This is a genomic window from Rhizobium sp. UFLA01-1127 (genome assembly GCF_059803845.1).
The window spans coordinates 1-6,770 of sequence record NZ_JAUQTZ010000219.1 but is presented as its reverse complement, the minus strand read 5'-3'; the positions used below and the strand labels follow the sequence as shown (position 1 = coordinate 6,770).

The following is a 6,770-nucleotide window of genomic DNA, read 5'->3' as shown; positions in this document are numbered from 1 at the left end:
GCCTATGAGGGTCGCCAGCCAAACCCGGCGACCCTCATAGGCTTGTGGTTCATGAGCCAAGATGGCTGAGGTCGATATGACCGAAGTCGTTCGTGAAATGATCGAGAGCATTGTTCACGGTCGTCGTTGAGGGATCCGTGTGAACTAGCGCAGCGGAGATGTCGCCGCCGCGGGCCATGTTGCCGTTGCCGCCGTTGCCGCCGACGCCCGCGAGAATGGTGGCATGCTGATCAGCCATAAGCTGAGTGTATTGCGTCGCCGTGGTACCCGCGCTTACCGCTGCCGTATCGCCGCCGCTCACGCTTCCCTGGCTCCCGTTGGAGTGAGAATCTCCTCCGGCACCTCCGGCGCCGCTATTCGTGACTGCCGCCAGGAATCCATTCTGGGCCTGAGTAAAGCCACCGGGTCCGCCGCTACCGGCAGTCCAATCCGCCATCTGTCCGACATGGTCGCCGTTGTGCAGATCGGTAGATGCTCCTTCGACCGATTGCACGTTGGCGACATACGCAACCGGATTATAGTCGATATTGCCATGGCTGTTGCCGTCGCCGCCATTGCCAGCGCTCCCGTCGCCAGCAACCGGGTCGCTGAATTGAATCGTGTCAGATATTTGTGGGATAGGCATTGATGTTCCTCCTTCGCTTTCGCTTCGTCCGTGGGTTCTACGGCAGGCGTACTCAGCATCTCACCGCCAGCAATATAGCCGCGGGTGAATATTACCCACGGTCAAATCTGCGAACTATCTAGATATTCGGGGACACTCCTTCGGGCGCATGTTCGGAGATGACGGAGCGCAATTTGACCTCAGTGCGTCGTGATATGCTTCAGATGAGATGGCAGTGATCAGGTAGGGGCCTGATCGACGCACCTAATCTTTCGAAGCAAAGGCAGTTCAAGCGAACAGGCTGAATTTTGAGGCTCTGAGGAGGGTCGGCTCAGAGCCTAAAACAGTTGCGAAAAAACAGCGCAAACAGGTCGGATCCCTCCTGCAAGGCGACGTTGGCGCGGCCAAATTCGCATGATGAGACGCTACATCCATGATAGCCAAACGGCTATGATACTAGCCGAGTGGATGTAGACGAATTGCAGGCTCTGCATTTCTCTCGTTCAGATGCACAATATTCGAAAAATTCCGGCCGCATAAGTTGCATGCTCCGTGGGACGTGCGGTTGATCGTGCAATGGAGATGGTTATGACGGAAATTCGTCCCCTATCGGAAGATTTACCCAAAGCAGGCGCCGATCAGAACCTCACCTCTAACTTGGCTGCGGGGCATCTGGCTCTGGTGCCGACCTGGCTTCCATTGGATGTCTCTTCGGGTCCGAACTACAATTCAGCTGGCAGCGGCGGTGACGGGATAAGCGACGGTGTGATCGACAGCAACGCACTGGCCGTCTTCGTGCCCTCGAATGCGACCATTGCGGGACCTCATTCGAGCGCAGACGCCTTCCAGGGAAACGATGCGCTGGTCAATCAGCATCCCACCGAAATAGCTGGGATCGGCGGGAATGGCGGAAGCGGCAATGTTGCCATCGGCGGCGGTAGCGACGTCAATCATGCCGGCACCGGTGGCAACGGCCTCTTTTTTGGTGGGCTCGTTAGCTCCGATGTTGCGGTGTTTGCCCCCGTGAACACCGCTGTGGCGGCTGGGCCTGGCGCTGAGGCTCACGCCGTTCAATCGAACAATGCACTATTCCTGCAGGGGGCAACCCAGATGGGCGGCATCGGCGGCTCCGGCGGGGACCATAATGTCGCAATCCACGACACGACGGTGAGCCCAGGAACGGCGGTTACGTTTACTGGTGACAATTATGCGGGGCATGGCGGCAACGGAGTTTTCGTCGGCAGCATGGTCGATGTGAACGTGGCCATCTTCTCTCCGATCAACATCGCGGTAGGCGCCGCGGGCGGTTCGGCCGAAGCCCATCAGACAAACAACGCAATTTTTGATCAGGGCACCATGCAGATTGCCGGCATCGGCGGCAACGGCGGTGGCTTCAACATGTCATCGGGGACGATTTTTACGGGCAACCACGAAGCTGGCGGCGGCGGAGTTGGATCGTCGACCGGCAGCATGGTGGACGTCAATCTCGCCTATTTCCATCCCATCAATATTGCAGTTCCTGCCGGTGGCACGGCGGACGCCCAGCAGATCGACCATGTTCTCTACGATCAGCATGCGCTTCAATTGGCCGGCATCGGCGGCCACGGCGGCGGCAACCTCACGGACGCCCATTCGGCCCTCGTAGATGACATTCTGGGCTTCGTGCATACCTGACATGCGGTCTCCCGCTGACATTGCCAAAGCTCGACTTCATGATGCCGTCTTGCTCGGTCACCGGCATGCGGAATATTCCGGCATAACCATACTTACGTTGTTATAGATCCGCACAGCCTGCAGTCGTGGCGTCTGGCCAGGATCCGTGGGTGCCAAATTCAGTATTGCAGCTGCTTTAAGTTGAAAGATGAGCTTAGAGCAAAGTTGGTCGACAAATAATTGCATCTGACCGCATTTCCTGAGTTTATTTGTGTAAGGTCAGATATATTTCCAATATCAGCCGACGCTTTGTTGATATGCTTTCTGCATATGATTCCAGTGATGCAGATCGAATCTATTTATCATAATGGACTGATATTTCGTTCCATTATATACGCAAAGATGTGACACATATGATTCCCTACAATCTATAATGACTATCGTGATAATAAGACTATTGATATCGATAATACCTCTTTTTATGTCGTGACATGAAACAAGAACGAGAATAATATAGATTACGGGCTGCAAATATTTCGGGGAGCAGTCAGGTGTCCAGCGGTGTTAAAGCTAAGCGTCATATCGGACGCAATATACCAACTATTGTCGTTATTCAGCATTCCACATTGGCGCGCACGACTGTGGTGAAGCTTCTTGAGCGCGAATTCGCCGGGTGGAATTTTGTCGATATGATTTCGACTGAGAGCCTTGATAGAGCTCTCGGAGCCGAGGTGCGCTTAATTGCGCTGGATCTGGCCGGCAGAGGTGTCGAGAGTATGAGCCTGCGTGACGATCTTGCGGCGATTGCCGAGCGCTTTCCCGAGGCTCCCGTCACCTTGCTCTTAGGTACAGATGATGTCGGCATAGTTCGTCAGGCGCTCAAGATGGGCATCCGCGGCTTCTTTTCAACGTCACTTCCCATCGATATCGCTCTTGCTGGCCTTCGTCTCGTTCTGGCGGGAGGAACATTCTGTCCGCAGCTGTTGGGCGTTGTTGTAAATGGATCAGACGAGCATGCTCCGACCAGGAATGAGGCGGAGAAAAGCTTGGATGAAAGGACGCAGTATTGGACGATTGCCGATTTCACTCCCCGGGAGGCGGAGGTTCTCGCAGAGTTGCAATGTGGCTGCTCAAACAAGGTTATCGCAGGAAAGCTCAATTTGTCGGGGCATACGGTAAAGATGCATTTGCAGCACATAATGCGCAAGTTGCGGGTGCAGAACCGGACTGAGGTGGTCGCTCGCCTGGTTCGAAGAGCCGAGGACGGGCAAGGCGCTTCCCCGAATTAGGTGATATCGCAAGTGATCATATGGTCGATGCCGGAGCTGTGCGGCGGATCATCAACTATTTTGAAGCATCAATGGCATCAACCTGAAATATCGACTTGGATAGATCGAGACCATTCGTTGCTATAGCATCCATAAAGCTGGCTTCTCGTTGAATTCTCAAGAGAATATACGGAAAAAGTCGCCACCCCGGGAAGAGCTGTTCCATGCAACCCCTCCTGCCATGCCAAGTAGAGCGCAAGAGCTTGTGTAAGGGCATCGGCAGCGCTTCGTATAGTTTTGGAATATGTCTGCTGGCGAGCAGATTCCCTGTGCAGAGCGGAGCCGGTGTGCAAGGGACATGCGATATATCTATCAACAGCACCGTCTGAGACGCCCCTGCGGAGGATACTGAATGGGTCCCCCCAGGAAGCATTTCAAGCGCTGCCATCTTGCGGCCTTCCGTTGCTGCGTTCAAAATAGCGCCCGTCCAGGAAGGAGCGGTAGGCGTCTGCGATACCCTCCTTTAGCCCAATCTTAGGCGACCAGCCGAGCGTGCGGAGTTTGTCGGCACTCATCAGTTTGCGTATCGTGCCATCCGGTTTGGTCAAATCATGCGTAATCTTGCCGTCGAAACCAACAACCAGAGAGACGAGATGCGCCAAATCGAGGACGGTGATATCCTCGCCCGACCCGACATTCACATGACTTTCTGCCGAATAGGTCTTCATGAGATGGACGCAAGCGTCGGCGCAATCGTCAACATGCAGGAATTCGCGCCGTGGATTGCCAGTGCCCCAGATGCATATTTCTCGGTGCTGGTGAATCTTGGCTTCGTGCGTTTTGCGTATTAGTGCCGGCATGACATGACTCGAGTCTAGGTCAAAATTGTCGCCCGGACCATAGAGATTGGTAGGCATGGCCGAGATGAAATCTCTGCCGTGCTGTTTGCGATAGGCCTGGCAGAGCTTCAATCCGGCAATTTTGGCGATCGCATACCATTCGTTCGTAGGTTCAAGCGGTCCGGTCAGAAGCGCCCCCTCAACGATCGGCTGATCGGCGAATTTTGGATAAATGCAGGACGAGCCCAAAAACATCAGCTTTTCGACGTGAGTTTTATGAGCTGCATGGACGACATTCGCTTGGAGGATCATATTATCGTATAGAAAATCAGCCGGATAGGTAGCGTTCGCGAGAATGCCGCCAACCCTCGCGGCGGCCAGGAAGACAGCGTCGGGGCGGCTTTTGCTCATCCAGGCCTCGACCTGTTCCTGCCGTCTGAGATCGACCTCGGCACGCGTAGCCGTCAAAATCTCGCAGTCCTCGGAAGCGAGACGTCGCACGATCGCAGAGCCCACCATGCCGCGGTGGCCCGCGACATAGACCTTTTTTCCAGCAAGGCTGTAGATCACCTCAGGCATAAGCCAAGCCTTTGTTCACACCTATCGACGGAACATTTCGCGCCATTACTTTCAGGTCCTCGCGAACCATTTCCGCAACCAGCTGATCAAGGCTGGTCTCATGTTTCCAGCCAAGCTTTGTATGCGCCTTCGTTGGATCGCCAATCAGAAGATCAACTTCAGTCGGGCGGAAGTAAGCCGGATCGACCTCCACCACACATTGACCCGATGTCTTGTCGTATCCCTTTTCCTCAACACCCTCGCCACGCCAAGCAATCGGCATGCCCACTTTGGCAAAGGCCTTTTCGACAAAGGAGCGAACAGAGTGGGTTTCGCCGGTCGCCAGAACGTAGTCTTCCGGTTCATCCTGTTGCAACATCAGCCACATGCCGCGGACATATTCGCGCGCATGCCCCCAGTCACGCTTGGCATTCAAATTGCCAAGATAGAGCCGTTCCTGGAGTCCAAGATGGATAGCCGCAGCCGCCCGGGTAATTTTACGCGTCACGAATGTCTCGCCGCGAATCGGACTTTCGTGATTGAACAAGATGCCATTCGAGGCATGCATGCCATAGGCCTCGCGATAATTGACAACGATCCAATAGGCATAAAGTTTGGCAGCCGCGTAGGGTGAGCGAGGATAGAACGGCGTCGTCTCGCTCTGGGGAACTTCCTGAACTTTGCCGTAAAGTTCGGAGGTCGACGCCTGATAGAAGCGGGTCTTCTTGGTCAGGCCTAAGAGACGAATGGCTTCAAGCAGCCGGAGGGTGCCAGTTCCATCCGCGTTGGATGTATATTCCGGCGTCTCGAAAGAGACCTGAACGTGGCTTTGTGCGGCAAGATTGTAGATCTCGTCAGGCTGGGTTTCCTGAACGATCCGGATCAGATTCGTTGAATCCGTCATGTCCCCGAAATGCAGGATAAAGCGAGGATTCTCGACGTGGGGATCCTCGTAGAGATGCTCAATACGAGTGGTGTTGAAGGAGGATGAGCGCCGCTTGATGCCGTGAACAATATAGCCCTTTTCCAACAGCATCTCGGCCAAATACGCTCCGTCTTGGCCTGTTACGCCTGTAATCAGCGCAACTTTACCGTTATTTTTCGCTGCGTTACCCATAATTCTCCCCCCAGATGGAACCGTCGGCATGAAGGCTTCGAGAAGCTGATATCGAGGGGAAAAGGCGAGGTTCGCCTATCAACCCAGTCCATTGCCTAGCAGTTCGAATACCTCGTCGAATCAATGGGGACCGAGTGGGACTTCGGACCTTTGATGCAAGTTTGGGGCAGAACCGTTCGGGCGCGTTGGCTCCATCTCTACCCGTGAAGCCGGCACTCAAGACTTCTGGTCCACTCATTTTCGCATCCTCAGATATAGTTACTGCCAGTGCACGGTAAATCAGTCGGTTATATTCAAGGCTATGTTTTGTAGCTGTAGTATTTCATCAGGGATCTCACAAATAATTCTGAGTCACTGAAGTTGTATTGGGCGTGTTTTTTTGGATTAACGCTATTTATGACAACCGGAATTTCGGGATTTCGTGAATTTTTCAGATGCTGCAGACTGAGTGCGAGGGCGCGGCGGCTTGTCTTTGCCCATCTGACTACGACTAACGTTTGCTCTGCGAGCGCAGCCAGGTGCACCGTATCGGTCGAGGCGAGTACGGGAGCGCTGTCGAAGACAACGGTTTGGCCGTTCGCGCGGGCCATCTCGATGATGTCAGCCACATCAGTCAAACTGGCGCGCCGACGAAAACTGCGATTGCCGGCCGGGATGAAGTCGATGCCGCTTGGATGGTGGTAGATGACCTCCTGGATTCGAGCCTGTCCGCGCAGGAGCTCATTCAATCC

The 6,770-nt window shown here is 54.4% G+C and carries 7 protein-coding genes; 2 read left to right on the top strand and 5 right to left on the bottom strand.

All coding sequences use genetic code 11. The features are described 5' to 3' along the window. Positions 1–49 precede the first annotated feature (49 nt). On the bottom strand, positions 50–625 hold the full coding sequence (locus Q4Q11_RS30360) for a PE-PGRS family protein (protein WP_112507933.1): 576 nt from the start codon (positions 623–625) through the stop codon (positions 50–52). Between the two features lie 567 nt (positions 626–1,192). Between Q4Q11_RS30360 and Q4Q11_RS30355 the strand changes: the two genes are divergently transcribed. Further along, positions 1,193–2,278, top strand: coding sequence for a hypothetical protein (locus Q4Q11_RS30355; protein WP_498571797.1), 1,086 nt, complete (start codon positions 1,193–1,195; stop codon positions 2,276–2,278). A 530-nt stretch (positions 2,279–2,808) separates the two neighbouring features. Further along, positions 2,809–3,546 (top strand): LuxR C-terminal-related transcriptional regulator, encoded by a 738-nt coding sequence (locus Q4Q11_RS30350; protein ID WP_498571796.1) that lies wholly within the window; start codon positions 2,809–2,811, stop codon positions 3,544–3,546. A 55-nt stretch (positions 3,547–3,601) separates the two neighbouring features. Here Q4Q11_RS30350 and Q4Q11_RS30345 read toward each other — a convergent pair whose 3' ends face one another. The 4 genes from Q4Q11_RS30345 to Q4Q11_RS30330 form a co-directional block, all read right to left on the bottom strand. Beyond that, positions 3,602–3,751, bottom strand: coding sequence for a hypothetical protein (locus tag Q4Q11_RS30345; protein WP_498571795.1), 150 nt, complete (start codon positions 3,749–3,751; stop codon positions 3,602–3,604). 208 nt (positions 3,752–3,959) lie between these two features. Further along, positions 3,960–4,943, bottom strand: a complete 984-nt coding sequence (fcl, locus tag Q4Q11_RS30340) for a GDP-L-fucose synthase (RefSeq protein ID WP_112507939.1) — start codon at positions 4,941–4,943, stop codon at positions 3,960–3,962. After that, a complete protein-coding gene (gene gmd, locus Q4Q11_RS30335; RefSeq protein WP_112507941.1) occupies positions 4,936–6,039 on the bottom strand; it encodes a GDP-mannose 4,6-dehydratase in 1,104 nt (367 codons plus the stop codon). Before gmd ends, fcl begins: the two co-directional genes overlap by 8 nt. A 299-nt stretch (positions 6,040–6,338) precedes the next feature. After that, on the bottom strand, positions 6,339–6,770 hold a 432-nt coding region (locus Q4Q11_RS30330; RefSeq protein ID WP_498571794.1), incomplete at its 5' end, for a P-loop NTPase family protein.

Bases quoted from the DNA above. Each gene is read 5' to 3' on its own strand.
- fcl (WP_112507939.1), bottom strand. From the start codon at position 4,943: ATGCCTGAGGTGATCTACAGCCTTGCTGGAAAAAAGGTCTATGTCGCG.
- Q4Q11_RS30345 (WP_498571795.1), bottom strand. From the start codon at position 3,751: ATGGAACAGCTCTTCCCGGGGTGGCGACTTTTTCCGTATATTCTCTTG.
- Q4Q11_RS30355 (WP_498571797.1), top strand. From the start codon at position 1,193: ATGACGGAAATTCGTCCCCTATCGGAAGATTTACCCAAAGCAGGCGCC.
- gmd (WP_112507941.1), bottom strand. From the start codon at position 6,039: ATGGGTAACGCAGCGAAAAATAACGGTAAAGTTGCGCTGATTACAGGC.
- Q4Q11_RS30360 (WP_112507933.1), bottom strand. From the start codon at position 625: ATGCCTATCCCACAAATATCTGACACGATTCAATTCAGCGACCCGGTT.